This window comes from Halocatena marina (genome assembly GCF_023276375.1).
In the GTDB taxonomy this organism is placed as follows: Archaea; Halobacteriota; Halobacteria; order Halobacteriales; family Haloarculaceae; genus Halocatena; species Halocatena marina.
The window spans coordinates 48,627-73,310 of sequence record NZ_JALLPK010000003.1; the positions used below are offsets into that span (position 1 = coordinate 48,627).

General features: G+C 51.4%; 19 protein-coding genes and 8 pseudogenes. 17 read left to right on the plus strand and 10 right to left on the minus strand.

Annotation, left to right across the window (positions count from 1 at the left end):
• Positions 1–472: 472 nt before the first annotated feature.
• The 3 genes and pseudogenes from MW898_RS21000 (at position 473) to MW898_RS21010 (ending at position 4,043) form a co-directional block, all read left to right on the plus strand.
• A complete protein-coding gene (locus MW898_RS21000; protein WP_248910271.1) occupies positions 473–2,176 on the plus strand; it encodes a cbb3-type cytochrome c oxidase subunit I in 1,704 nt (567 codons plus the stop codon).
• Positions 2,116–3,372 (plus strand): annotated as a pseudogene (locus MW898_RS21005) (heavy metal translocating P-type ATPase); the annotation flags it as partial. The gene MW898_RS21000 and the pseudogene MW898_RS21005, both read left to right, overlap by 61 nt.
• 194 nt (positions 3,373–3,566) lie before the next feature.
• Positions 3,567–4,043 carry a pyruvoyl-dependent arginine decarboxylase gene (locus MW898_RS21010; RefSeq protein ID WP_248910273.1) on the plus strand — a complete coding sequence of 159 codons (477 nt, stop codon included), beginning with the start codon at positions 3,567–3,569 and terminating at the stop codon, positions 4,041–4,043.
• 28 nt (positions 4,044–4,071) lie between these two features.
• Here MW898_RS21010 and MW898_RS21015 read toward each other — a convergent pair whose 3' ends face one another.
• Entirely contained in the window at positions 4,072–4,872 is an 801-nt protein-coding gene (locus MW898_RS21015; RefSeq protein ID WP_248910274.1) for an IclR family transcriptional regulator, read from the minus strand.
• A 459-nt stretch (positions 4,873–5,331) separates the two neighbouring features.
• Between MW898_RS21015 and trkA the strand changes: the two genes are divergently transcribed.
• Complete coding sequence (trkA, locus tag MW898_RS21020) at positions 5,332–6,666, plus strand: Trk system potassium transporter TrkA (RefSeq protein WP_373689901.1); 1,335 nt, start codon at positions 5,332–5,334, stop codon at positions 6,664–6,666.
• A gap of 12 nt (positions 6,667–6,678) precedes the next feature.
• Here the strand turns inward: trkA and MW898_RS21025 are convergent, their stop codons facing one another.
• Positions 6,679–7,653 carry a deoxyhypusine synthase gene (locus MW898_RS21025; protein ID WP_248910276.1) on the minus strand — a complete coding sequence of 325 codons (975 nt, stop codon included), beginning with the start codon at positions 7,651–7,653 and terminating at the stop codon, positions 6,679–6,681.
• Positions 7,654–7,745: 92 nt separating this feature from the next.
• On the opposite strand from MW898_RS21025, the gene MW898_RS21030 reads away from it, so the two are divergent.
• The 6 genes and pseudogenes from MW898_RS21030 (at position 7,746) to MW898_RS21055 (ending at position 13,682) form a co-directional block, all read left to right on the plus strand.
• Positions 7,746–8,477, plus strand: a complete 732-nt coding sequence (locus MW898_RS21030; RefSeq protein WP_248910277.1) for a uroporphyrinogen-III synthase — start codon at positions 7,746–7,748, stop codon at positions 8,475–8,477.
• Positions 8,478–8,570: 93 nt separating this feature from the next.
• Positions 8,571–8,999 (plus strand): gamma-glutamyltransferase, encoded by a 429-nt coding sequence (locus MW898_RS21035; RefSeq protein WP_248910278.1) that lies wholly within the window; start codon positions 8,571–8,573, stop codon positions 8,997–8,999.
• A gap of 63 nt (positions 9,000–9,062) precedes the next feature.
• A pseudogene (locus MW898_RS21040) lies at positions 9,063–9,577 on the plus strand (gamma-glutamyltransferase).
• A 368-nt stretch (positions 9,578–9,945) separates the two neighbouring features.
• Positions 9,946–10,443 carry a helix-turn-helix domain-containing protein gene (locus MW898_RS26050; RefSeq protein ID WP_248910279.1) on the plus strand — a complete coding sequence of 166 codons (498 nt, stop codon included), beginning with the start codon at positions 9,946–9,948 and terminating at the stop codon, positions 10,441–10,443.
• Between the two features lie 139 nt (positions 10,444–10,582).
• Positions 10,583–11,827, plus strand: coding sequence for an OFA family MFS transporter (locus MW898_RS21050; protein WP_248910280.1), 1,245 nt, complete (start codon positions 10,583–10,585; stop codon positions 11,825–11,827).
• 855 nt (positions 11,828–12,682) lie between these two features.
• Positions 12,683–13,682 (plus strand): annotated as a pseudogene (locus MW898_RS21055) (IS630 family transposase).
• A 585-nt stretch (positions 13,683–14,267) separates the two neighbouring features.
• On the opposite strand, the gene MW898_RS21060 reads toward MW898_RS21055, so the two are convergent.
• Positions 14,268–14,585 carry an MFS transporter gene (locus tag MW898_RS21060; RefSeq protein WP_277999982.1) on the minus strand — a complete coding sequence of 106 codons (318 nt, stop codon included), beginning with the start codon at positions 14,583–14,585 and terminating at the stop codon, positions 14,268–14,270.
• A 514-nt stretch (positions 14,586–15,099) separates the two neighbouring features.
• On the opposite strand from MW898_RS21060, the gene MW898_RS21065 reads away from it, so the two are divergent.
• A complete protein-coding gene (locus MW898_RS21065) occupies positions 15,100–15,264 on the plus strand; it encodes a hypothetical protein (RefSeq protein ID WP_248910281.1) in 165 nt (54 codons plus the stop codon).
• Positions 15,261–15,404, plus strand: a complete 144-nt coding sequence (locus MW898_RS21070) for a hypothetical protein (protein ID WP_248910282.1) — start codon at positions 15,261–15,263, stop codon at positions 15,402–15,404. Before MW898_RS21065 ends, MW898_RS21070 begins: the two co-directional genes overlap by 4 nt.
• A 948-nt stretch (positions 15,405–16,352) precedes the next feature.
• On the opposite strand, the gene MW898_RS21075 is transcribed toward MW898_RS21070, so the two are convergent.
• Positions 16,353–17,480 (minus strand): aspartate aminotransferase family protein, encoded by a 1,128-nt coding sequence (locus MW898_RS21075; RefSeq protein ID WP_248910283.1) that lies wholly within the window; start codon positions 17,478–17,480, stop codon positions 16,353–16,355.
• 168 nt (positions 17,481–17,648) lie between these two features.
• On the opposite strand from MW898_RS21075, the gene MW898_RS21080 reads away from it, so the two are divergent.
• Both MW898_RS21080 and MW898_RS21085 read left to right on the plus strand, forming a co-directional pair.
• Positions 17,649–17,828 carry a DUF5786 family protein gene (locus MW898_RS21080; RefSeq protein WP_248910284.1) on the plus strand — a complete coding sequence of 60 codons (180 nt, stop codon included), beginning with the start codon at positions 17,649–17,651 and terminating at the stop codon, positions 17,826–17,828.
• 87 nt (positions 17,829–17,915) lie between these two features.
• Positions 17,916–18,896 (plus strand): annotated as a pseudogene (locus tag MW898_RS21085) (ornithine cyclodeaminase family protein).
• Between the two features lie 282 nt (positions 18,897–19,178).
• Here MW898_RS21085 and MW898_RS26260 read toward each other — a convergent pair.
• Positions 19,179–19,262: a zinc ribbon domain-containing protein gene (locus MW898_RS26260; protein WP_373689902.1), complete on the minus strand. Its 84-nt coding sequence runs from the start codon at positions 19,260–19,262 to the stop codon at positions 19,179–19,181.
• Between the two features lie 768 nt (positions 19,263–20,030).
• Positions 20,031–20,261: a hypothetical protein gene (locus MW898_RS26265; protein WP_373689897.1), complete on the minus strand. Its 231-nt coding sequence runs from the start codon at positions 20,259–20,261 to the stop codon at positions 20,031–20,033.
• Positions 20,262–20,858: 597 nt separating this feature from the next.
• Between MW898_RS26265 and MW898_RS21100 the strand changes: the two are divergent.
• Together MW898_RS21100 and MW898_RS21105 are read left to right on the plus strand one after the other, a co-directional pair.
• Positions 20,859–21,356, plus strand: a pseudogene (locus MW898_RS21100) (transposase); the annotation flags it as partial.
• 192 nt (positions 21,357–21,548) lie between these two features.
• Positions 21,549–21,809 carry a helix-turn-helix domain-containing protein gene (locus tag MW898_RS21105; protein WP_248910286.1) on the plus strand — a complete coding sequence of 87 codons (261 nt, stop codon included), beginning with the start codon at positions 21,549–21,551 and terminating at the stop codon, positions 21,807–21,809.
• Positions 21,810–21,830: 21 nt separating this feature from the next.
• Here MW898_RS21105 and MW898_RS21110 read toward each other — a convergent pair.
• The 4 genes and pseudogenes from MW898_RS21110 to MW898_RS21125 form a co-directional block, all read right to left on the minus strand.
• Positions 21,831–22,035: pseudogene (locus MW898_RS21110) on the minus strand (IS5/IS1182 family transposase); the annotation flags it as partial.
• A gap of 60 nt (positions 22,036–22,095) precedes the next feature.
• Positions 22,096–22,589: pseudogene (locus tag MW898_RS21115) on the minus strand (IS1595 family transposase); the annotation flags it as partial.
• Between the two features lie 276 nt (positions 22,590–22,865).
• Positions 22,866–23,099, minus strand: coding sequence for a hypothetical protein (locus MW898_RS21120; RefSeq protein ID WP_248910287.1), 234 nt, complete (start codon positions 23,097–23,099; stop codon positions 22,866–22,868).
• Between the two features lie 170 nt (positions 23,100–23,269).
• The gene (locus tag MW898_RS21125) at positions 23,270–23,548 is read right to left on the minus strand and encodes a DUF8072 family protein (RefSeq protein ID WP_248910288.1); all 279 of its coding nucleotides are present in this window, start codon (positions 23,546–23,548) and stop codon (positions 23,270–23,272) included.
• Between the two features lie 289 nt (positions 23,549–23,837).
• Here MW898_RS21125 and MW898_RS21130 point away from each other — a divergent pair.
• Positions 23,838–24,661, plus strand: a pseudogene (locus tag MW898_RS21130) (transcription initiation factor IIB).
• Positions 24,662–24,684 lie beyond the last annotated feature (23 nt).

Here is a 24,684-nt window from a genome sequence, read left to right on the forward strand (position 1 = left end):
GGGATACGGCCCCATCTGAATTGGTTCTTCTCCGAAAAATGACTGCAGTAATTAAGTTCCTTGATGTTCACGTCTCACACCAGGCAGTCTTTCAGTGGACGTACCGCCTCACTGAGGGAGTATCTAACTCGCGGTGAATCATCGTTGACGAACCCACCGTTCAGGTCGGCTCCGGTTAGTACTGGCTGTACGCTACTATCAACCTGGAGCCGAAACTGTAGCTCGGTGTGCGACCATTCGTTCTAGGCTAAGTCGAGAGACAAGCTGATCGTTAAAGCGGTAGTTGCTAGGGTGAGGAGAATCCGGTGGAAGTTTCATGCCATTTCCTACCGGATTCTCACACCGCTAACGAGTATTGATTTTTCGGCTGATTCCAAGTTAGCTTAGAACGGATGAAGCGTAACCTTTCTAATCCATCGAATCTGAAAAGTGGTGTACGAACCTTTCAGCACAGCTGGCGCTGACTGTTCTGATGGGGGTATTTCTCGCTGGTGTAGCGATGGCGCTCACACGCGTAGAAAACAGGCGGTCGTACACGCCACTAACGAGCGAGGGAACTGCCGTCAGCGACGAGACAGGATACGTTTCGGAGGAAAAGCCGTCCGGAGTCATTCGCTGGCTGACGACGGTCGATCACAAGGATATCGGGATACTCTACGGTACGTTTGCCGTTATTTCCTTTGGGTGGGCCGGAATCGCGGTGCTCTTGATGCGGGCGGAGCTCATGACTCCGAACATGGATCTGCTTGCTGGACTCGGTGGAAATACCTTATACAACTCGTTGATGACGAGCCACGGAACCACCATGCTGTTCCTGTTCGGAACGCCAATCCTCGCTGCGCTCGGGAACTACGTTATTCCGTTGCTCATCTACGCGGATGATATGGCGTTCCCCCGTATCAACGCCATCGCGTTCTGGTTGCTCCCACCTGCAGCGCTGCTCATTTGGGCAGGCTTTTTCCTCGATCCTGCAACTGGTGGAGCCATCCAGGCGTCCCAGACGGGCTGGACGATGTACACACCGCTCTCGGTCCAACAAGCTAATCCTGGCGTGGACCTGTTCCTCCTCGGGTTACATCTGTCCGGCGTGTCAACGACTATCGGCGCGATCAACTTCATTGCGACCATCATTACCGACCGAGGGGAGGAAATCAACTGGGCGAATCTCGACATCTTCTCGTGGACGATGCTCACTCAGTCGGGACTGATCCTGTTTTCGTTCCCACTGCTCGGAAGCGCGCTGATCATGCTGCTGTTGGACCGTAACTTCGGGACGACGTTCTTCGCAGTTCAGGGCGGCGGATCGATTCTCTGGCAACATCTGTTTTGGTTCTTCGGCCATCCCGAGGTGTACATCCTTGTGTTGCCGCCGATGGGTGTCGTGAGCCTCATCATCCCGAAGTTCGCGGGACGGAAGCTGTTCGGCTTCAAATTTGTTGTCTACTCAACGCTCGCTATCGGTGTCTTGTCATTCGGCGTGTGGGCCCACCACATGTTCTCGACCGGGATCGATCCACGTATCCGGCTCAGCTTCATGGCGGTCTCGATGGCGATTGCTATCCCGAGCGCGGTGAAGGTGTTCAACTGGACCACAACGATGTGGGACGGGAATATACGATTAACCGCGCCGATGTTGTTCTGCATCGGCTTCGTCTCGAATTTCATCATCGGTGGCGTGACCGGTGTCTTCCTCGCTGCCATCCCTGTGAACCTCGTGCTCCACGACACCTACTACGTGGTCGGGCACTTCCATTATATCGTGATGGGGGCGACTGCCTTCGCTGGCTTCGCTGCTTTATATTACTGGTATCCGATCTTTACTGGTCGGATGTATCAGCGGACACTTGCGCGGTGGCACTTCGGACTCTGGATGCTCGGGACCAACATCACGTTCTTCGCAATGCTGTTGCTTGGGTATGAAGGGATGCCACGACGGTACGCAGCGTATGCAACCTCCAGCGGAGCGCCGTTTTCAATGCTCATTCAGCACCTCCATCAGATCGCAACCCTCGGCGGGGTCCTCATCGGCCTCGGGACACTCATCTGGCTGTGGAACATCGTCGTCTCGTGGTATGAGGGTCCCGAAGTCGGGGAAGACCCGTGGAACCTTCGAGAACGCGGCATGGAATCCAGCGACTCGCTGACAAACTCGCCACCCTCTTCGTTCCTCTCGTAACTATTCTTGTCATCACGACGGCCCTTGGGACGTTGATGATAGGAGAGAGTCCGACGACCGCGTTGTTGACCGGGCTAACCGTGTTGATAGTTTCCCGTCCATGCGCACTTGGGCTTGCGACACCGCTAGCCATCGCTTCGGGTGTCGGGACGGCTGCCCGTCGCGGAATTATCGTCGCCGCAGAAACCATATTCGAAAATGCTTCTGGGGTCGATATCATCGCGCTCGACAAAACTGGCTCCTTGACGACAGGGACGATGAGTGTAGTGGCAGTCGAACCTGCCAACGAGCTATCTATCGAAGATGTCCTCCGGAGGGCAGCTTCCCTCGAGCGGTTCTCAGAACATCCAGTTGCGAGTACAATCGTCGAAGAAGCATCCAATGTCGAAGGCAAAAAAGGCGACACGGACACGACTGTCGACGAGTTCGAGCGCCACCGGCTCGGCGTCAGCGGCCGCGTTGACGGTGAGGAAACGCTTGTCGGCCATCCAGCGTTATTCGATGAATATGAATGGAGCCTGCCAGCGACCCTGGAAAAAAATGTCGAACAGGCATACGCTGATGGCGACGTGCCGGCCCTTGTCGGCAGTAACGGACATGTCCAGGGCGTAATTACCGTCGGCGATGCTCCACGACCAGAGTGGAAAGCCGCTGTCGAGACGCTATCACAGGGTCGGGAAATCGTCGTGATCACAGGCGACGAGGGGGCGGCGGCCGATCGCTTTCGTGATGCTGAGGGAGTTGGCGAGGTATTCGTAGGTGTTCCATCTGAAGCCAAGGCCGAAACGATCCGTCGGCTCCGTTCCCGGGGAACGGTCGCTATGGTTGGTGACAGGAATAACGATTCCCCTGCACTGGCGGTCGCGGATATCGGAATCGCTATGGGAGGAACGCAACTTGCGACCGACGCTGCTGACGCGGTAATCATTTCGGACGATCTCGAGGCAGTTGCGGAAACCTTCGCGATCGCTGCCAAGACTCACCGACACATCCGCCAGAACCTCGGCTGGGCATTCTGTTAGAATGCTGTAGCGATTCCACTCGCAGTCGCCGGTCTATTGAATCCCTTGTTCGCCGCCGTCGCGATGGCGACCAGTAGTGCTCTCGTTGTCGCTAATTCCACGCGATCGCTAATCGATGCTGATCCCGTAGGACTGCTCAATTGGAGAATTTCCAAAGGAAGTAGTGGTCAATGAATAAGTATGATGGCCCAGCCAACGTAGCTACCGTCACCTTCTTGACTGGTTTGTGTACCGAGAACAGCGAAAGTGTTCTTTTCTGTTCTGAGTCTGATAATGGTTAGCCTGTCGGCGTAAAGTGTTGGCTCTGGCGGCTAAGCAAGCTCCAAGTGAATCGAAACTCCTTATTTCAGTGTCCGATTTGAACGGATATGGGTCAAATTAGAATCGTCTGGGGAATCGGAAATGCTTCAACCGAGAAGGCATCGTATGATGCAGCGCTAGCAGCTGCGAACGTTCATAATTACAATTTAGTTAGTGTCTCTTCAGTCATTCCAAGCGATGCTGCTCTTGATGTTATCGGAACCGCTCCCGATTTGGGAACAGTCGGCGATCGTCTGACTGTTGTTCAAAGTCGGAAAACGGTCAAATCTGGTGAGACAGCCGCTGCTGGGATCGGATGGGCATGCAGTAAATCCGGACGGGGTATTTTCTACGAGTCAACAGGCGATACAGAGAATACTGTCCGTGAGCGCATCAAGACTGGTTTGACTGCTGGGAAGGACCATCGAGACTGGGAATTTCTTAGTGATGGAGATGAAGTCGTCGCTGAGGCTGACCCTGATGTTGAAAATTACGCTACTGCCGTCGTACTGGCGATTTATGGGCAATCCTCCCCTATTATGTAGTGCTCTAAATACGGGAGATCACCGTGATCTAAAAATGCGCCTCTCGATAGGTTTCTTCGATTTTGTTTTCAAGTGACGTGACATAGTCATCCAGAATGTTTGGAATTTCATTGTTGAATCGTTCATTCTGGAATCGGTATGTCGGACCAATAACTGCAATCGCGCCAAGAATACTCCCCCCCGGGTTTTTTACGATCCGACCGACTTCTCGTAACCCATTAACATATTCTTCGTCAGCAAACGCAACTCCTCGTTCCTTAATCGCATCCAGAGATTCAAAGAGCGAGCCTTGATCGGTAATTGTTTTCCCAGTCTGTTCTTGTAACCCCCACTGGTCTACTATCTCCTCAACACGATCCCTTGGGTATTCAGCAAGTATCGCTTTTCCAGTTGCGACACTGTGAAGATAATAGTAGATACCAGCAGCTGTAATCGATTTGGACGTGTGAGAATCCTTTGAGTCAAACTGACTATCCGGATGGAATGATTCGTGAACAAGAATACCCCGTCCGTTGTTTTCAACGACAAATTCTACCTCTTCATCAATCTGCTCAGAAAGTTTGGATACAGTCTCTTCAGCAAGAACGTATGCCTGTTTCCGTGACCGTGCGTATTCGCCGTGATTGAGAAATCGCAAACCAACGTGGTACATTTCACCCTCCTTCGTCAGATAGCCATGATTGAGAAGCGTGCGAAGGTGCACATGTACCGTACTTCTCGCCATTGCCAGCTCGGTGGTTAATTCATCTAACGTCGCACCATCCAATCGCTGTATGGTATCTACTATGGAAAGCGAGCGAACAGTTGTTTTGGCTGTCTGATCACCCATACATAGTCTTTCGAATGTCCAAATATAAAGATTCGGGAAAGATGGACTATTATATATTCTAGTTTTGGCGCTGTCACCATTGAGTGATCAACGCCACTACTGAACATCAATTAGTAAAGCACCCGTTTTCGAGAAAGACCAACTGAAGAATCGTTCGACAGCGACAGGAGACCAACCACAGAAAGAGTCGAAATTGATGGGTCAGAACTATCCACACCAATCACCATTGACATCTTCTACTGCTGGACAGGAGCTTCACCTGATAACAATCCAGCAAACATCGTCTGTGTCCTAAAAGAACAGAACTCTTAATGCTCGGTGATACCTAGATATTAGTATCGGCAGATTCAGAACACTTCGTTAGAGGTTGGTCATAACCCAAAATCGCCCTATGAATTAGTGATGATTACTGAAACTTTGTTCGGATCTATAGCTGACAATAATTCAACTAAGGATTCGATGCGGATTACGGTAATCGGTGCTGGTGAGGTCGGGAGAGCGATTGCTGCTACTCTTTCAGACCTTCACAAAGTAGTCATCGTTGAACGTAATCAGCGTATCGTAGAGGAACTTACGTATGCACACGATGTGCTTGCTGTACACGGAGACGGACGTGAGATCAACACACTACAGCAAGCCAGAATCGAACAGGCAGACCTGGTTATTGCGTGTACCGATGATGACGAGGTGAATGCTGTTATCTGTGGCACCGCAAAGCTGGTTTCTGATGCTTTCACTATCGCTCGGATCAGACATCGAACTCTGTATGAAACGTGGGATGGGCATCCAGATGCTTTCGGTGTTGATTATATGATATGCACAAACCTACTGACGTCTGAAGCAATTTTCCGCATTTCTGAGCTTCCATCGGCTCGAGAGGTGGATACCTTTGCTAACGGCCTTGTACGAATGGTTGCATTCGAAATTGGACAAGATAGTCCTATTATCGAACGAGCCGTGCGCGAGATAGACTGTGACAATTCATTAACGTTTGCAGCGATCTTCCGCGACGAGGAACTGCTAATCCCAAGTGGGGAGACAGTCATTCAACCAGATGACCACATAGTAGTTATCGGAAGTACCCAGGCTGTGGAAAATTTCGCCTCTGTGATTTCGAGGTCATTACGGAGTCAGACAGACGATATTATTATTGCTGGAGCAACTAAGGTCGGAATTCAAACGGCTAAGCTTTTCGAAGAACATGGATATAACCCTCGTTTAGTCGAACAAAATAGTGAGAAAACCCGTGAAATTGCCGAAGCACTCCCAAACACGACAGTACTTCATGGCGATCCAACTGATATGTCTTTCTTAAATCGGGAGAAGATGGGGGAAGCTGATCTGATGATTTCTGCACTGGAACATGATGAACAAAATCTACTCGTAACGTTGGTAGCACGTCAGCTTGGTGTTGACGAAACAGCAGCTGTCGTCGAGAATTTGGAGTATACCGGATTATTCGAAACAGTTGGTGTCGACGTGATTGTCAACCCACGTGATGAAACCGCTGAAGAAATCGTCCGGTTTACTCGACTGAACCCTACTGAGAATATCGTTATGCTTGAACATAACCGTGCGGAAGTGATTGAAGTTGAGGTTGCTCAGGATAGTATTCTCACAGACCACAAAATCGCGAATTCGATAACTGATCTTCCAGATGGAGTTGTTATTGGAGCGATCGCTCGCGACGATGAACTCGTGACTCCACGAGGCTCAACGATAATCAAATCAGAAGATAATATCATTTTGTTTGTAGATACTGATATACTCGACGAGGTTACTGAATCGATTTAGATACAACATTCACTACAGTTTGAAAGCTCCAGCTACGAGTAATGGGAAGACCAGTGTCGCCTCTGCCTCGATCTGCGTGTAGTTCGCTCGCTCTTCCTTGATTTTGCCCCATGAGACTGCCTCGTTCGGCGCTGCACCCGACAGCGACCCATCTCCCTCCATCCCCGTCGAGATGTAGACGACGTAATCCGCCCCGCCGCGGAAGAGATTCGTCATGATCGCATGGTGTTTTGGCACCCCACCACCGACCGCGATGAGTCCCGTCGTGTCCGCGAGCAACCCGTCCTCGATGAGTGAATCGTAGTCATCCAGAATCTCGATTCCGACGTCTGAATCATAGCCCTGGCGATAATAGTAGAGGAAGTTCCCAACCTCGGCGTCCGTCAGTGCTGGACAGTACACCGGCACGTTGTTGTCCGCTGCTTGCTTCAATACTGAGTCTTCGTCGTCAAGCGTCTCACCTAACTCACGTGCGAATGCCGTCGGTGTCCGAACTTTCTCCTCAGCGAAGAAGTCGTCAAAGAAGTCGTACAGATACTCCTCTAACCACACATACCGATCAGACGGGACGAAAAGATTGCCAAGCCGATTGATGCCCTGTTCTCGGAGTGCTGCCTCGTCTGCGTCCCAGTCTCCCATCTTAAACGGTTTTGCCGTTTTGATGACGTCCTCAGTTAGTGCTCCGGATGTCGTGATGAGAACGTCCACGTACCCTTCTCGGACGAGGTAGGCAACGGCCTCGCGCAACCCCGACGAGATGATATTTGATGTGAATGTGAGATAGATTGTTGCATCCGCTTTTTGCATGCGATCAGCGATGTCGATGGCTTCCGCGAGCTGTGTCGCTTGGAATCCTGTCGTCGCGTAGGAGTCAAGCATCTCCTGGAAGTCGAACTTGCCGCGAAAATCGTAGCCCCGAACGTCAGGTGTGTCAAGGTCTTCCTCACTCTCGGGTACGACGTAGTCGTGTGAATCGTCGTTGTCCATACAAGTAGGTTTTGGGCGGAGGATTTGAAGAATTCGGAATCTGTCGATCGGTTCTCGATACACCCAAGGCCATCAATACTGGATTATTCATTATGCCTAAGCCGAAGGTGGCTGTCCTCCGCCCTAATGATACTCGTATTGACGAGGCTATCCGCTCTCTTCAATCGCTGGGAGTTTCGCCGATCGCTGATCCAATGCTGACTATCTGTCCGACCGGGCAACAGCCTCGTGAGGCGGAGTATTGTATATTCACCAGTGCGACTGGAGTCGAACTCGCTGTGGAGCATGGATGGGTTCCGGATGGGGGGACAGTATGTGCTGTAGGTCGGCAGACTGCGACTGCGCTACGAAATTGGGGATACTCGGTCGATGTTATCCCTTCGACGTTCACTTCTGCGGGGCTCGTTGAGGAGTTAGCGGACAAGGTCGAGGAGCGGACTGTCGAGATCGCCCGAAGCGCACATGGAAGTGATGTCTTGACGCAAGGCCTGGAGGAGGCTGGTGCAGTTGTCCATGAAACGCATCTATACCGCTTGGAGCGTCCGAGTACTGCAGGACGGTCGGTGTCACTTGCAGCAGAGGGTGAACTAGACGGAATACTCTTCACGTCACCGAAAATAGTAGAATACTTCTTCGAGATTGCAAAGGAACGAGACGATACTGCCGCACTACGACGTGGCCTAGCCGGGACGATCGTCGGGGCAATCGGGACACCGACGGAACGTGCTGCACGACGAGAAGAAATCACGGTTGACGTCAAGCCAGATACAGTAGGGTTCAAACAGCTCGCAGAACGGACTATTAGGAAAATAAACAGTATTTGAGAGTAAGACGGGAGTCGCTCGCACCTGTCGTTTTCTGGATCTCCCGAATGAATTCGGGTATCTGTCTTAGAAATGATATTATTCACATAGGATATGACAGAAATTAACATTGGCTGGTTCTCATCACGACGGTCAATAGTGTATACATCGATTGGCATCGTCGCCACGAGTCAGTCGAAAGAAGGCGTTCTCTCAAAACAGAATTTACGCGATTTCGAACCAGAGTTCCTCGACTCGATCTCAACCACCTACAACGGAGCGACGATATACGAACGCTCCCCAAACAACCAGGATTCCATCTTCCCCAAAGCGCTCAACGTAGCCGAAGAGATTAAGATTGGATCCTGTCCGTATGACTCGTCCGACCGGGGTCACTACTTCTTGGAAGCAATGAAGGTCGCATCCCTAATGGCCATCGCTACGTCACTGACCCGGAGCACGAGAACAGTCCACCGATTGGATCCCGAGCCTGGGCAACCGAGTGGGCTCAACTGGTCGATAAAGAAGTCAACCGTGACGTAACCTTCGGTATCCCGGACGCCAACGCAGAGGACGCCGCCACGGTACTGCTCTGCGTTGCAGATGATGAGAGTAACCTCGTCGCGGTACATAAATTCGTGGTTCGCGGGTTTCGGTAGCGGGCTCATCGCGGATAGGACCGGAATTGCATACCAGAATCGAGGAGGTTCGTTCCCACTCGATTCCAATCATCCGAATCGTCTCGAACCGGGAGAACGGCCGTTTCGTACGTTATTCCGGCACTCGTCCAATTTGATACCGATGACTGGGCTGCCTTCGGGACGATGAGCGGCTATATGCGACCACAGGGGCAGGTGCAAATTCTCTCGAACCGTATCGATTACAATCTGCCACTTCAGGCAGCTCTCGATGCGACTCACTGGCGCTACTGGGAGAACGGCCAACTGGCAGTCGAAGCACGGATGAGTGATTCCGTGTCCACGAAACTCGCCCGTCGAGAGTATCAAGTGACGATTCTACGACCCGGAATGTTCGGCGGTGCACAGATAGACTGCAATGATGATGGAACCCTCTCCGGTGCGAGCGAATCTCGTAAGGACGGAATGACCGTTGGTTTCTAGTATCTCGGTACCGCTCTTCCACACTTCGTCGACGTTGGGGCACGAGCGGTGAAGGAATTGGTGAAAAGTACATTGAAGACCCTCACAGCACTTATCGACATCCGTTATCCCAATATCGTGGAATCAGGCCGAATGAGACGGTTATAACGCTCTTCGTGGCGGATTATCCGTATGCGTGAAGTCACCTTGCGAATTCGCCACCATGGTGAACCTGAGAGTGAGGTGAGTGCTCAATTCCCAATGGTAACCATTCAGTCTGTCTCAGCACTCACAGGGAGTACAGCAGAACGCAAACGAATCTATAAAATCATAGGTCCAGAGAAAGACATCAATGAATTCATTACAACATTACAACAGGAAGGAAAAGTGTGCGACGCGAAGCTTCTTTCTCTACCCAAAAACGGTCACGCATTTGTAACGATCTCTCTCTCGATGGCTATCAATGGGATAGCATCATCCAACGACTAACCGACCACGGTGTGTACTACCGTGTCGGTACACGTATTACTGCAGGATGGGAACACTGGACGTTATTCCTTGAGGAAACAGATGAGTTGAGCGCTATCATTGCGGATATCGAGCAGGCTGGAAACGATGTCGAACTAGTAAGAGATATTTCTCTTTCAGAAGTCTCTGGTCGAACACAGCTCTCACTTTCACGGATCGCCGAGGATATCACTGAGCGACAGCGCGAAGTCCTCCTTGCTGCGGTTAATCTCGGTTACTATGGGCCGAACTCGTCGGCTTCGATAAAAGATATCGCACAGTCGATCGGCATTGCGCCGACGACCGCATGGGAACATCTCGCGAGAGCGGAACAAAAGGTGATGACGGGAGTCGCTACAAGCCTCAATACTCAGCAGTGATGTAAAGCAGAGTGGGTCGACCTCCGAAAACTCAGTAGTTCCTCAGGTTGGTGCGAAACTATTCGGGGGGCAGTTCTTCTGCCACCGCAAACAACAGTTAACAAATGATGAAAACTGGAACAGGAGGGTTCGGAATTCAATGAGCTCCTACTCTAAACAAGCATACACCATCCTCGGCAGATCTCGGTGGTGGCAGATCGCTGCTGCAGCCGTCATGATGGCTCTGGTCAGCCCGTATCAGTATGTCTGGTCATCGATCGAAGGTCCATTAGCCGCGGATCTGAGTATCCTACTCCCAGCGCTCGGACTTGTCTTCACATTGTTCGTGGCTTTTCAGTCACTCTCACAGTTTCCAGTCGGCTGGTGGCGAGACCATCACGGACCTCGCCTGATCAGCCTCATCGCCGGCGTCCTCGCGGGCGGCGGCTATCTCGGGCTTGCTTACGCGACAGAGGTCTGGCAGATATATATTCTGTACTCGCTCGGTGCTGTAGGCGTCGGAATCGTCTATACCGTCGCGATCAATACCGCCCTGAAGTGGTTCCCGGATTACCGAGGCCTCACGACCGGCATCGGTACGATGGCGTTTGCCGCTGGGAGCGCATTATTTATTCCATACGTCCGCACGAACGCGACGGTCGCTGGCTATTCGGCTGTGCTCAGAAACATGGGTATTCTTATCGGCATCGGAGTCATCGTCGGTGCTGTCGTCCTCCGTGATCCACCTGCGGACTGGTTCGCCGAATCGACGAACACGGCAGAGACGAGAGCGCACATGACAGCTCAAAATCAACGGGGATGTACATGGCGTGAGATGGTGCGGACCTGGCAGTTCTGGAATTTACTTGTGATGTTCGCGTTCGTAAACACGGCTGGGCTCATGCTGACAGCGAAGGTCGTTTCGTTCGCTCAGCAGTTCGGGCTTGCAGCAATTGTAGGGACTGCCTCGGCCACAATACTCGCTCTTGTCGGCGGGATCAGTCGTATCGTGGTGGGCGGCGTTTCCGATTGGATCGACCGCAAGTGGGCGATCGGCGTTTCATCTATCTTGACTGGAGTTGGCTTGTTCTTGCTCGTCTGGTTCGGACAGATTGGTTCGGGTCTGGGATTCATCTTCGCCGTCATCATTGCGACGTTCTTCTGGAGCCCGCAATTCGCTCTCTTTCCGAGCATTGTCGGTGATTACTACGGCCAGGCACACTCTTCGACCAACTATGCGTTGGTCTACCTCGGGAAAGTCGGCGGGGGAATCTCTGGCGGCGTACTTGCTGGCTCCCTCATCACGATGACCTCCTGGACGACGACCTTCATCGTTGGTGGGGCATTGGCGGTTGTCGCGGGAATCGGTGCATTCCTCCTTCGACCGCCACGAACCGTGAGATAATGCATGATCCAGTCGTACAGTGACCAGAGAGCAACAGAAGCAGTCTCCCGGAACCTCGTTTCAAAACGACCCATTTAACCGCTCATCCCGTATACGAACATGACCGTCGTGACTGTCAATGTCTACGATCACAACTCGTATATCCGAAAAACGTTGAGTTCGCTCGCTGGGCAGTCGACCACATCTTCGTGTTCGCTACCGAATGTGCGCTGTCCGCACTATTATGCGAACTAAAAGAGATAGTTACTAGCGCAATTGAGGCATCGACAGAACGTGCTGTCATCAAAATAGGGCGCAGTCGACGTCATATCAGACAGAGTAGATTTTATACAGCTTGCTGACACAACTGGTTGAAGATACTTGTACAAAGAGTGCCTCTTACTACTCATGACCTACTTGGAGAACATCACAGCCGACATCTCCGTCAGATCTTGTCGGAGATCGAAGGAAAAACCGCAATACAACGGGTACTAGCTGATATCGCCTACAAAGACAGCGTTACTCAGCCAATGATTGCAGAGCGGTATGGCGTCACCGAAATACCGTCCGCAACTGGCTGGAACGACTCGAACGGCTCGAAGATGAGCCGGTTGAGGAAGTCGTCTACGATGTTCATCGCTCTGGATACGATGCAAAGCTCACTGATGACCAACAGTTAGAAGAGACCCTTTTGCAGCCACCGACAGACGTTGGCATAAACGCGCCGGCGTGGACGCCGGTGCTCGTCCAGTAGTATATTGCGGAGACGTTTATCGTTGAGTATCATATTCGTTATGTGCGGAAACTCATAAGTGAGGCTGAACTGTCGTATACTGAGGGAGAAAGCTTTTGAAAGAGACAGCTGATGTCGCAGTAATGAGTCGCGGCCGGGAAAAAACGATCAAGTATCACCTTCCAGAAGAAACAATCGACAAGATGCTCCGTGAAGCCGAAGACGATGACCGTCTTCGGCGTATTGGCTTCGTCAAGAACCTCTATCAAGGAGATACAGTCTCGGAAGCTGCCGATCGTGAGGGGCGTTCTCCATCAACTGGAAACCGGTGGGTAGAAGCCTGGAATGAAGGTGGATTTGCCGAACTCATGCCGAGCTACGGGGATGCAAGTTCCCCGAAGCTCAACGAAGACGAACAAGACGAGTTGCTTGAACTCCTCCGCGACGGCCAGCCGTGGAAATCACAGGAGATTCAGCACCTTCGTAATGAAGAATTCAATGTTGAATATCACTCAGATTATCTCGGCAAATTTCTCCGAGATCTTGGATTATCTTTCACAAAACCCAGTTCAAAGCGGCCGTACCGCCCAGATGACCCAGACGAGATTCACGAAGAGCCCATCGATGACGCGCTTGACGAGGACGGAGATGCTGGACCCTATAGCAAACGAGAGGGTGCCGACGAGGAGGGTTGGGTCGTCGACGAGGATGTCTGTACAGATGGAGGAACTGTTATCGGCTTTCTCGATGCATTACACCCATAACTGTACGACAATTCGCGGCGCGTCTGGTACGTTGATGACCCACACATCGAACGACCATTGGTCAAAACCGACAATTCAGCGGGTGGGGATCTACGCCCTCAATGGAGAAAGTTTGGTACGTTCACTGAAAACGAATGGATAGGTTTGTGAGGTGTTGGTGATGATTCACGATCGGAATCCGCTGTCTCATGAGCTCGTCACAGATGTATTTGAACAGGTGACACAACAAGTTAGCTTCGCTAAGAAGTGGGGTAAGAAATTCTTTGACTTTCAAAATTATCTTGATCGTTACAAGACAGTCCGGCCGGAGTATCAGAACGCTAACCCACGTGCTCAAGAGACGTTCACAGACGGATTCGAAAAAAGCTGGGTACTCTGAAAGACGGCAAGTACGCGGTCATTACAATCGAGCAGACACGAAAAGTGATGCAAGCGTATCTCATCCACGAATGATTTCTAAAAGCTGAGCGCCCGACACCGGCAGCGTCGGGCGCATGGGATAGCGTCCAGTTGCTTAGAGGACTGACAGCAGCGGGTGAAACGGTGTTTTTTCGACTGTGGGAGCAATTTCACGAGTAACGCTACAATCCATTTGCTACAGGCACTTCAGAAACTATTCGGTGAGAAGATTACCGTCGTACTGGATAATGCGCTGTACTTCACGGCGAACGTCATGAAAGACTTCGTTGAGGACCCCCGGTTACATTGATCTACCTTCCACGGGGTTCACCGGAGCTGAACTCCGTCTAAGAGTGCTGGCGCCAGTTCATACAATTTCTTGGAAATCGCTCGTTTGCCTATATTTCTGATCTCAGAGGTACGATTTCAGTGGCGTTTGATGCTATCAATCCACCAGAACTGCACAGCTACTTATGCTTCTAAGTATGAGACCACGGCGCACCGCACTCAGGAGACACAACAGAGCTCATTCCGTCAGCAAGTGAGCGAATAGGTACGAGAGATATTACAGACGTTTGACTGTGAGCCAGGTCAATCCAATAACGAAGGTACCGACGCCGGAAACCAACAGTGTTCGTTGGTATCCGAACACCGTTGCAGCCCCGACACTGAGCGGCGGGCCGATCGTCGTGCCGAGTCTGAGAACGCTCGTCCGGATGCTCATGATACTCCCGCGAAACTCGTCTGGTGCTCGTTCGTTGAGTGCAGTATCCGTAATCGGTTCTGCGAGGCCCTGACCAAGGTCGAATAGTAAGAGTGCGCCAGCGACAATATAGATAGAGTCCGCGATGGCGACGGCGGGAGTCCCACGAACCGGGGACAGGCGTCGAAGAAAGTGACATCCAGATGTGCATAAATCTCCTCCAGGCGGGCCTCGTCCTCGGCGGAAAGTCCCACCACCGGCCGCGGCCCGGACCGCCGTTGAGCCCTGCCAGTTTCAAGCCGCGCTTGATCACGGGAGCGTTGCTCCCCGCCGATAGGGTGCTCCCGGTGCCCGGCTCCTTGCGGAGGTCCTCCAACGACCGAAGGCGCGCTGGCATCCGCGGGCCTGGGCCCAGTCCCCGGCGTCGAGCGCGTCGAACAGGCCAGGGCCGCCTCCGGCAGGAAGTCTCCGATGCTGGTCGTGTAGCCGGTCGCCCCCTCGATGGGTAGGGAGAACTCGACAACGTTGTCGACAGTGAACTTCACAGAGACCTCCTCCTCGCGCTTGCTGAGGTGGACGAGTACGGAGCGGGGAACCGTCAGACCGCGCTTGTAGATGACGATCAGAAGGTCGATCTCGTCGCAGATCCGGTGTTAGTAGCCGGCCAGCCCCTGCTCGTGGTTGTAGGTGTGGTTTGGGTGCATGCTCTCAGTCTGTCCAAAACGACGACCTCGTAGGCCTCAGCCAGATCCTTGATCTCGGGGACGTTCCCGGCGGCGCCAGCGACGTCGGTAGCGTCGTCGGCCGTCGCCTCGACGTGAGTCTCAAAGATCGCTTTCCACTCGGCGTCGATCAGTGAGTAGTACTCGCCGGTGTACCGCAGGAGACGAGCAGATCCGTCCCCGCAGCCTCCAGCGCGGCGAGGTTCTCGTCCAGCGCGTCGTGATCGATCGCGTGTCGTCGGCGAAGGGGACGACGGTGGTGAACCCGATGGTTTAGAAGTAAATGAGCAAGTGACTCCTGTCCATAACTCCTAAAAATCTACTTTTATTGGACTATTATATAGTCATTTATGAATTGAGATTCTTTGAATTTCACTAGTGTGAGCAGCGTATGCTTGATAGCAGTGCTGATTTATGACCTGGTATCAGCTGAGACCGAATCGAGTACAGGGGTTTTGAGATACCACTAATAACGGCGCTCCGTCAAAAGGAGCATGTGTCAGATTAGTTAACAAGACTGGCGGACACGCCCACTTTCTATCTAATAATCTCATATCAGAGATACTAGTTGGATCAACTCAGTGCTCTTCGGAGCACCCAGTTTAACCCCGATTTAGCAGTGCCATATATTCTGTGACGATCGATATTATTAGACTGAAACAATGATCGAACTGTTGGGATTACAAGCGTAGGTCTGTAATTCCAGTCCTACTTATTGAATCGGGTACACTCGGAACCGCGAATAACAACAGTTCACTTGTTATGATGATTGGGTAGCGTATACCAGATTAGATCGCTAGTCCAAGTATACGGGACTTTTATAAGTGTCGAGTGGCCTGCTACATCTACCATCATTTCCTAAGCTACTAAGCTAGAATCAGCACTCTGGCTCTGTTGTTACTCTCATCTATTGATATTCAATTGAGGGTTTCTACCATGCACTCACGACCGATACAAAGAAAGAAATCGCTCTGCGAAATCGCACGATGACAAAAGGATTTCAACAAGGCCAGTATTCCAGAGTTCAAACAGTGAATTCACCAGCTAAGAACTCTCCCACTACACCGGGGAGACACGTATTGAATCCGTGAGTTGGCCGGAAAAGTGCCTCGTACCTTATCTCTAGTAGGGCGCGAGTTAGGGTCTCATCACTGCTCTCCATTTCTAGATATCGGTTTGAAGCATCGTCGTCAACCATTTAAACGTCTGGACGACAGAGCATCATTCAGTCAATTATTTTCCCGAGTGCATCTACAACATGGTCAGCGTGGTTTTTATCGATGATTAGTGGAGGTAGAAGTCGTACGACAGTCCTGCCTGCAGGCAGTGCAAGGACACGATGATTTATCGCCAGCTCCTGTAGGATACGGTTGGCTCCACGTTTAACCTCAACACCCACCATCAACCCCTCGCCGCGGATATCCCGGACTCGATCACCGAGTTCCGCCTCTAACTGCTTCTGCAGGTATGTTCCGATCTCGGCAGCATGGATGGGGAGGTTTTCATCGGTAATCGTCGATATTGTTGCTTCAGCTGCCACTGAGATAAGAGGGTTCCCGCTGAATGTCGACGCATGGTCGCCATATTCTTCTGCAATCCAGTCGCGACAAAGCGTTGCACCAATGGGCAATCCGTTTCCGAGTCCCTTTGCACTTGTGAGTATGTCTGGCACAACGTCTACACGCTCACAGGCCCAAAGTTTGCCTGTCCGACCCAACCCCGTTTGAACCTCATCCAGAATTAGCGCTGCTCCAGCTTCTGTGGTCGTCTCACGGATAGCCTTCATAAAATTGGGAGAGGCAGGGTTGATGCCTCCCTCGCCTTGGACGGGTTCGATTATGACAGCCGCTGTATTGCCATCAATTGCCGTCGTTATCGCGTCAACATCGCCATATTGGACGAACTCTACGTTCTCAAGAAGTGGCTCATAAGGATCTTTGTATTTGTCCTTCCACGTAGTGGAAAGCGCGCCCATTGTACGACCATGGAATCCCCCTACTGTGGTGATGATTTTCGTGTTACCGGTGGCTGCACGAGCAAACTTCAGTGCAGCCTCATTAGCCTCGGTTCCGGAATTACAGAGCCATACCTTCTCGATACCACCGGGCGCTACATGTCCCAGTGTTTCGTAGAGCTGACTCCGCACTGCAACGGGATACGAGCCTTGCACATAGGTCAGATCCAAAAGCTGTGTTGTGATGGCATCTGTAACTCTATCGTGGCCATGACCCAACGGGACACAGGCGTAGCTCGCACCCATATCGAGGTATTCGTCCCCGTTGTCATCGTAGAGATACGGACCATCCCCTTCAACGATCTCGATAGGTTTCTCAGAATACACGAATCCACTCATGGTCAGCTATCACAGATACTACTCTGAAACGTGCTGGGAAATATCTGTCCCACTCCGCTACAGCAGCAATTCTGACAGACCTCTATCGAACGGTCTAATTATTCCTTGTGTTGTCTTGACACACATCCGCTACGCTTATTGGTAACCCCTTCCAAGAATTAGACTCATATGGGTATGGGTAACTTCGATGAACGCGAGTTTGAACGCCGTGAGAAGAAACTCTCCGAAATTGAATTAGACTCCGAAGAGCAACCGACGGAATATCAGGGTCAAATAACGTTTGACACGGAGGACACTACGGAAGCGTTGCTCGATCGTCTAAAAGAGATGAAGTCCAAGGATGACTGATAAATGATCAAGAAATAAAACAATTGTCCCAACTCGAGTGGATTGATACTGGGCTGGGGTTAAGTTCGATACAAGGTTAGTTGCCATATGGAATCCCTCCTGCTTGATTCAGAAGCAACACAATCAGTTCCGATAGAGGCAATAAACGATGCCGTAGTAGAAGCATTCCAAGCCTACGAACGAGGGACTGTGGTTATGCCACCGAAGTCATATATCGATCTGCCCCAGTATAATGGTGATTCTCGGTCAATGCCTGCATATGCGGGGACTGATTCGTGAGAGGGTGCTGCAATTAAAGGGGTTAACGTCCATCCAGATAATCCATCAAACAATAACCTGCCAACGGTAATGGGGATAATTATCTACTCCGATCCAGAGACGCTTAGTCCGTTAACTATCATGGACGCCACCGTTCTTACTCGGAAACAGACTGTGGCAGCTGCGGCCGTCGCTACAGATCATCTCGCGGTTGACGATGTTCACAGTTTAGGCCTTATCGGTGCTGGAACGCAATCGTATGCACAATTTGAAGCTCTCATCCAAGTCCGGCCAATCAACAAGGTCATCGTGAATGATGTGGACGATGACGCGGTAGACACATTCATTGACACGTATCCTGATTTCGAGATTCAGGCCGGTACCGTTCATGAAGCGGCCGCATGTGATATTGTCTCAACTGTTACCCCTGCTGAAGAACCAATTGTTCCGCTTAGCGCGGCCAATCCTCAAACACACATTAATTCGATCGGTGCCGATGCCGAAGATAAACAGGAACTCAATACGAATATTCTCACTGGAGGGTGTGTTTTCGTCGATAGTTTTGACCAAGCAATTCACGCAGGTGAGATCAACGTGCCGTGGGGTCGAGGAGATCTTGATGAAAATGATATCTACGCCGAGCTTGGTGAGTTAGTAAGTGCAACCGATGGGTTGGCAATACCACAAAATGAACTGACGATATTCGACAGCACCGGTCTCGCGATTCAAGATGTCGCTGCCGCGCATATCGCATACGAATATGCAACCGGACTAAAGGATATCCCATCTACGATCTTATTCTCTAAATGATATCTTCTGCGCTGCTCACGTCGCGATTTACCGTGCGTTGGGATATTATGGACCGTGGGTCACCCGTTCTTGTGAGACTAATAGCCCCATAGATTTGTCGAACAGGCGCACCGCAGGATGTGTCATCCAGCCGGTATCCCTATCTCCTCCGTTACAGGTGAGATTCGGGAGTCCCTTCTGTCGGATGTTCTCAACTCCATTCACGTCAGCAATGGCGACCAATCCACAATCTTCGTAGACGTACAACCCACGCTCGATACGCTGGCTATCGTCCGTGATCCCTCACGAGGTGCACGATTTTGACGTGTCATGTTCGCTCACGTGATCGACGCTGATGCTGTGTTCGGCAGCTTTGTATTCCACCATCTCGGTGAATCGGTCGAACGCCAACCCGTGCAAATCGAGGTTGCCGTGGTCGCCTCAATTAGTACCATCACTGAAACCAATCAGGTCGCCCACGGCGATCGTCCCAGCATTTCAGGTGGCACTTCGGCCACCACATCCTTCGAAACAGCGTGGAAGAAGTGGTGGCAGCGTTCGCGGCGTTTCCGGTCCAGCCGTTAGCCTCACGAGAATCGCTGTCTTCGCACGTCATTCGCACCTTCTGGAAGTAGTAATCGTCCTCCTTGAGTTAACCACCAGGATGCAGCAGGAGTCGTCACCGACTGCAACTGCCGGTAAATATAGATATCGGGTCGATATCCGCCACCCGGTGGATCGCCAACGTCTCGTCGATAATGCATATGTTTCACACGTGGATCGACATATGAACGGCAAAGCGGAAGATCGACTTGGAAACGACTGCGATTTTCTCAGATACCGACGGTGATCATTTAGTGCCCGGGTTGGTCGGCTGGCGCTTCCATGCTCTTGATCCGGAGGATGAGGATGTTGTTGGTATCATCCTTGTCCTCGAGAACTCCGTTGATGACCAGTTTCGATAGCGGCGTCGGCCGACGTTAACTTCGTCGCCCTCGGAGAAGCTACGGATGGAACCCTGGAGGTGGATTTCTGCACGGCAGAGTTCGGGGTGGTGGACGCTTAAGAGGTCAATTTCCCCGACATTGGCGTTCTCGACGGTTTCGCCGTCGTGGAAAAGTGGGACTGACGCCGGCTCTTTCATCTGTTCGACATCTAGCGCCTCGTAGGCATTCGCAGTGGGTTTGTATCCGCCCTTCGGCCCGGGACGCCCTCGACCAACTGGAGCACCTTGAGGCTCTGCATCTGGTTTCTAATTGTACCAGGGTTACGGTCGACTTCAGCGGCAATATCCTCGCCCTTGACGGCGTCCTCCGTCTCAGGATAGAGATTAATCAACGCCGTAAGAATAGTTTTCTGATTCGACGTAAGCTCGACCGACGACATACGATAGCCTTGGGTGAGCAACCGATTAAAGGTGTATGAAAGAAGAACACCTCGAAAGCGATCTAGGCGGCGACAACCGAAAACGAATTTGTGGCTCTCGCTCCCCGATCACGTTATCGAAGGCGAGCACATCTTCAGAACCGGTGTCGAGACTTTATCGATTAAATCTCGCATCCAATTCTCTGCCAACGACCACTCCCTCGGAATACCCGGCAACCTCGCCGACGAAATCAAATTCGTGCGGGTGAAGGACTCAATGATGGCTTCCTGGTCAACGTCGATGTCTGCTTTCACCTTGTTACAATCATCTCCATCCGTGTTCGGTTTAGCCGAGAAATTGGGAGATAGTGCATCGTTGACGAGGTTAGTGGTGTAGACCAGTGGGAGGTGATCACCGAAGACGTGAAGCCACTGAGCGTGAAGGGACGAGAGTTCTTCTGGGAACTCTCGCTCCCGACGTCGTATGATGTGCTCTGTTGAATAGCGGTGCTAGTCGGGATGGTCGAAATTTGAGCCACCCTGTTGGCCGCTGACGCTAGTGATCTCGAAGTCGGTGTCGTCTTACTGTGGCTCATAAGCCGCTATTCAACAGAGCAGTATGATGAGTTGTTGGAGTCGTAACTCAACGTGGTAGAGACCTTGACCGAGAAAAATGGCAAAGCTCGAACTGCGATCGAGGAACGCACTGGGTTTTCTTCAGAGATCCAAGTGCTGATGACCATCCCATATGTCAGCTACTTCCCAGCGTTACTGATCTACGCGAAACTTGAAGAAGTCGATCGGTTCGACACTCACTGGGAGGTTGTGGGTTATATGAGACTGAATCCGACGATCCGCAAGTCGTCCGACTCGTGGATCAACGGAGGTGTCTCGAAACACGAATCTGGACGGGTTCGGTGGTCCAAGTTCAGAGTGCGTACACAGCGGTGTACAACAGTAAAAGCGAGTCTCTGATCTGGTTCTTCTACCGGTTGAATTAGTCGAATGAATTTGAAGAAGGTGATTGTCGCAACGGCACAGAAACTACTCGACATTCAGCCGCCGCTCACGCATTCAACAATTCCCTCGCAAGAGCGTAGCAGATTTTCCCATTGAGTCAGTAGATGCTCGAATTCGGCGAGTCTCTTCGAAATGTCTTGGCTCGGCATCGCTGGATCGTCAGTCGAATCTTTCTTAGATCCACCATCCCTCGCTATTTATAGCGGGTCTGACTATGTCGCAGATGTCATCGTGAACTTTTTCTGATTGAACCGACAGTATAAGAGCGCCGATCGCCAACATCTGCGTATGGCGTGGTTAGAGCTTTCCATGGCTCAAAAGAAAATCCTAACTGCACTGATACAATTGTATGAACAGGATAAAGGATATATAAAGAGTGAACTCATCGCTGAGAGCACCGGATTCGAATCTGATAGCGTGCACTCGCAGATGCAGGAGCTCAAGAAGTTACAACTTGTCAAAGGTGTGATTGGACCGGTGGGTGCTTACAAGCCTACTGTTGGCGCATATGAAGTGTTGAACCGCGATGAATCGCAGAACACACCTTGATTTCACTGGTTCATAGCCATTTTTTATGTTGTGAATCCACACATCAGGACAAGTCCACGGAGCTCATCATATTGAGCTCGTACAAGCACTGTGTCGCCGAACGTGCTCTTGATTATCGAAATGACGGTTTTACAATCTATCGTTTTCGGTCGTGAGTTCCATCAATCCGCGTGTTGTACGCGTGATTGATGGGCCGGAACTTCCGATGTTTGATTAAGAATCTCACAGTGTTTAGGGGAGATAGTGGGATCGCTTCTATGGCATAGATTATTGGTGGGTTAGAGAGAGTTTCGAAGATGGGGTTGAGCGCTTCTTCTCCTGGTTTCGGAAAACCTCACAGAGGAGATAGAACGCTCGTAGATGCGTTGTGAATTTTTTGGAGTCGATACGATGCGGTGAGAGCCACCGTTGCGTCAGCGACGCGCGGGTCTCGAAGGTATTCATATAGGTATCTCTATAAACGTACTCACCGTCGCCGTGGATGATATATTCATGGTTGAATGCGTCGTTCTCGTCTAGCGGTTCGTACGCTCGAAAACCGTCGGTATCGACAGTCAATAACTCCTACTGACCGACCGCCTGCAGGAGTCAAATCATCGATATGTCGACGGCTTTCATCGGGATCACGGACCGCTCACCGCCGCCGCGATTCGCGAGAATAAATATGGGGAGTTTGTCCTCAGCGTACGTTTCACGTCCACGCGTCAACAGCCCACTTGAGCGCGATCAGCAGTCTCTCTCGCAGTCTTTGAGTCCGGCTTTCACGTAGAGTTCGTCGATCCGTCGGCAGCACTTCCCTTTGGAATTTGAATTATATGCAGCAAGTGCCAAACGACACTCCGGACGCTTCCCGCCGATCGGCGCGACTACTACGACGAAGTGGAGGTCCAGAACCGGAACAGCGAGTAACTCGCCACGATTAGTTTCGTCGGCTGTGTGGTCGTGCCGGACGGCATCCCAGGGTCACAAGTCGTGGATTGCACTTCATATCATTACGGTCGTAGTTGCGGTGGTCTGGCTATAGCTAGCGGCAAGGGTCGACGGGATTCTCTCTCGTCAGGGTCGCGGCGGAATCCTCAGTTCGCCATCGACTTCGTAGAGATAGCCCTTCAAAAGCAGTTGTTTGATGTGGGCCCGTGCATCAGTCTGTTCGACATCTTGCTCTATAAGATAGGTGATAGCATCCTTTTGGGTGATGCTCTGGTCATTCCCGGCCGCGTCGCGGTACTGCTCGATGTGGTTGAGTGCGTCTTCCTCACCGGAGCTGATCGGTGTCCGTGAATTCTCCATTGCAGGATGTATGTACGTCCCCAGAAATATATTCGCTGTCTCTCCGACGACTACATCGCCTGTACAGACCGTAACCGAATCACGATGCGTCATCCGCGGAGGATTTCAATATCATCCATCCTGACCACATATTTGTTTCAAGACAGACAAATACGTAAGTGAAAATATTATTACTCGACGCTATCAACCTCCTGAATACGCCCAATCATCGACCAAGTATCCTCATCTGGTCCCTTTCGGCCGACAAGAACGGATTCATTATCTTCACTCGACACGATCCGAGATAGGTTTTGGTCATTTTCACGGGTCCCTTCTGCCTGAAATTCCTGCTGGAAAAACTCCGCCTTGGATATCTGGAATATTATTTGCGTTCCATCGTGAAGTATTATCTTGACGGGACCAGGACTGAGGTTATGAATTCGTTTAGCAACGGGGTTGAGATCTGCCATAAGCTACCTACAAGAGGGTATAGTAAATCGTGTCGATTTGTGATAACTGGTATCATTGTTACTCGTTCACACTCCAACAGAATGTCTGGATTGGGGTTTATCTTCTTCGAAGATCTTCGCCAAACCTCTTGTAGTGAACGGAAGGATGCTGAGTTAGTCCGGACCCACTATAGTAATCCCGATGAGAAGCACATTCTGAAATCAAGAGCCGATCATCTCAATTCTCCGAGATAGGTGACAGATATATAATTCAAACTTTATGCTCCAGCGGTTCTACTGTTAAGAACCAATGGTTTGGTCTGTCCGGCTCGATGACGAAGAGCACGAAACAGAGCAATCTAACGACGAAATTGAAGGTACTACCTGCCCAAGATGTGGTTCAGACAAAATTATCCAACAGTCTAGCCGAGGGGAGCGGATCTGTGAAGAGTGCGGGCTCGTCATTGAAGAGGACTTGGTAGATTCTGGCCCAGAGTGGCGGGCATTCAATCATCAAGAACGACAGGAAAAGTCCCGTGTCGGGGCCCCGACCACCAGCACAACGCATGATAAGGGTCTGACCACCCAGATCGACTGGAAAGACAAAGACGCGTATGGGCGAGCAATCTCGTCAAAGAAGCGGTCGCAAATGCACCGCCTACGGAAATGGCAGGAGTGAATCCGGACGAAGGATGCTGGGGAACGGAATCTCCAATTTGCGCTCAGCGAGATTGACCGGATGGCGAGTGCACTCGGTGTCCCGCGAGACGGTCGTGAGGTAACGAGTGTCATCTACCGCCGGGCATTGGATGAGGATTTGATTCGCGGACGGTCGAAGGCGTGGCCACGGCTGCGCTCTATGCGGGCTGTCGGCAGGAAGGTATCCCGCGGTCACTGGAGGAGATAGCGGAGGTTTCACGTGTTGAACGCATCGAAATTATCGAAGAGACTGCTGATCCGTTACTGTCGGGCCGAGGACCATCCGGATTCGCTGCGACTGCGATTTATGCCGCCGCAATGTTCTGTAACGAGAAACGCACACAGCACGAGGTATCGGACGTGGCGCAGGTGACCGAGGTGACTATTCGCAACCGATACCAAGAACAGATCGAGATGTTAGATATACATCACTAGAAATGGCTACGAAATTCATCCGA

Excerpts from the sequence above, each read along its gene's own strand:
- MW898_RS21000 (WP_248910271.1), top strand. The coding sequence starts at position 473 with ATGGGGGTATTTCTCGCTGGTGTAGCGATGGCGCTCACACGCGTAGAA.
- MW898_RS21010 (WP_248910273.1), top strand. The coding sequence starts at position 3,567 with ATGGGTCAAATTAGAATCGTCTGGGGAATCGGAAATGCTTCAACCGAG.
- MW898_RS21015 (WP_248910274.1), bottom strand. The coding sequence starts at position 4,872 with ATGGGTGATCAGACAGCCAAAACAACTGTTCGCTCGCTTTCCATAGTA.
- trkA (WP_373689901.1), top strand. The coding sequence starts at position 5,332 with ATGCGGATTACGGTAATCGGTGCTGGTGAGGTCGGGAGAGCGATTGCT.
- MW898_RS21025 (WP_248910276.1), bottom strand. The coding sequence starts at position 7,653 with ATGGACAACGACGATTCACACGACTACGTCGTACCCGAGAGTGAGGAA.
- MW898_RS21030 (WP_248910277.1), top strand. The coding sequence starts at position 7,746 with ATGCCTAAGCCGAAGGTGGCTGTCCTCCGCCCTAATGATACTCGTATT.
- MW898_RS21035 (WP_248910278.1), top strand. The coding sequence starts at position 8,571 with ATGACAGAAATTAACATTGGCTGGTTCTCATCACGACGGTCAATAGTG.
- MW898_RS21050 (WP_248910280.1), top strand. The coding sequence starts at position 10,583 with ATGAGCTCCTACTCTAAACAAGCATACACCATCCTCGGCAGATCTCGG.
- MW898_RS21075 (WP_248910283.1), bottom strand. The coding sequence starts at position 17,480 with ATGAGTGGATTCGTGTATTCTGAGAAACCTATCGAGATCGTTGAAGGG.
- MW898_RS21080 (WP_248910284.1), top strand. The coding sequence starts at position 17,649 with ATGGGTATGGGTAACTTCGATGAACGCGAGTTTGAACGCCGTGAGAAG.
- MW898_RS26260 (WP_373689902.1), bottom strand. The coding sequence starts at position 19,262 with ATGGTGGAATACAAAGCTGCCGAACACAGCATCAGCGTCGATCACGTG.
- MW898_RS26265 (WP_373689897.1), bottom strand. The coding sequence starts at position 20,261 with ATGTCGTCGGTCGAGCTTACGTCGAATCAGAAAACTATTCTTACGGCG.
- MW898_RS21105 (WP_248910286.1), top strand. The coding sequence starts at position 21,549 with ATGGCGTGGTTAGAGCTTTCCATGGCTCAAAAGAAAATCCTAACTGCA.
- MW898_RS21120 (WP_248910287.1), bottom strand. The coding sequence starts at position 23,099 with ATGGAGAATTCACGGACACCGATCAGCTCCGGTGAGGAAGACGCACTC.
- MW898_RS21125 (WP_248910288.1), bottom strand. The coding sequence starts at position 23,548 with ATGGCAGATCTCAACCCCGTTGCTAAACGAATTCATAACCTCAGTCCT.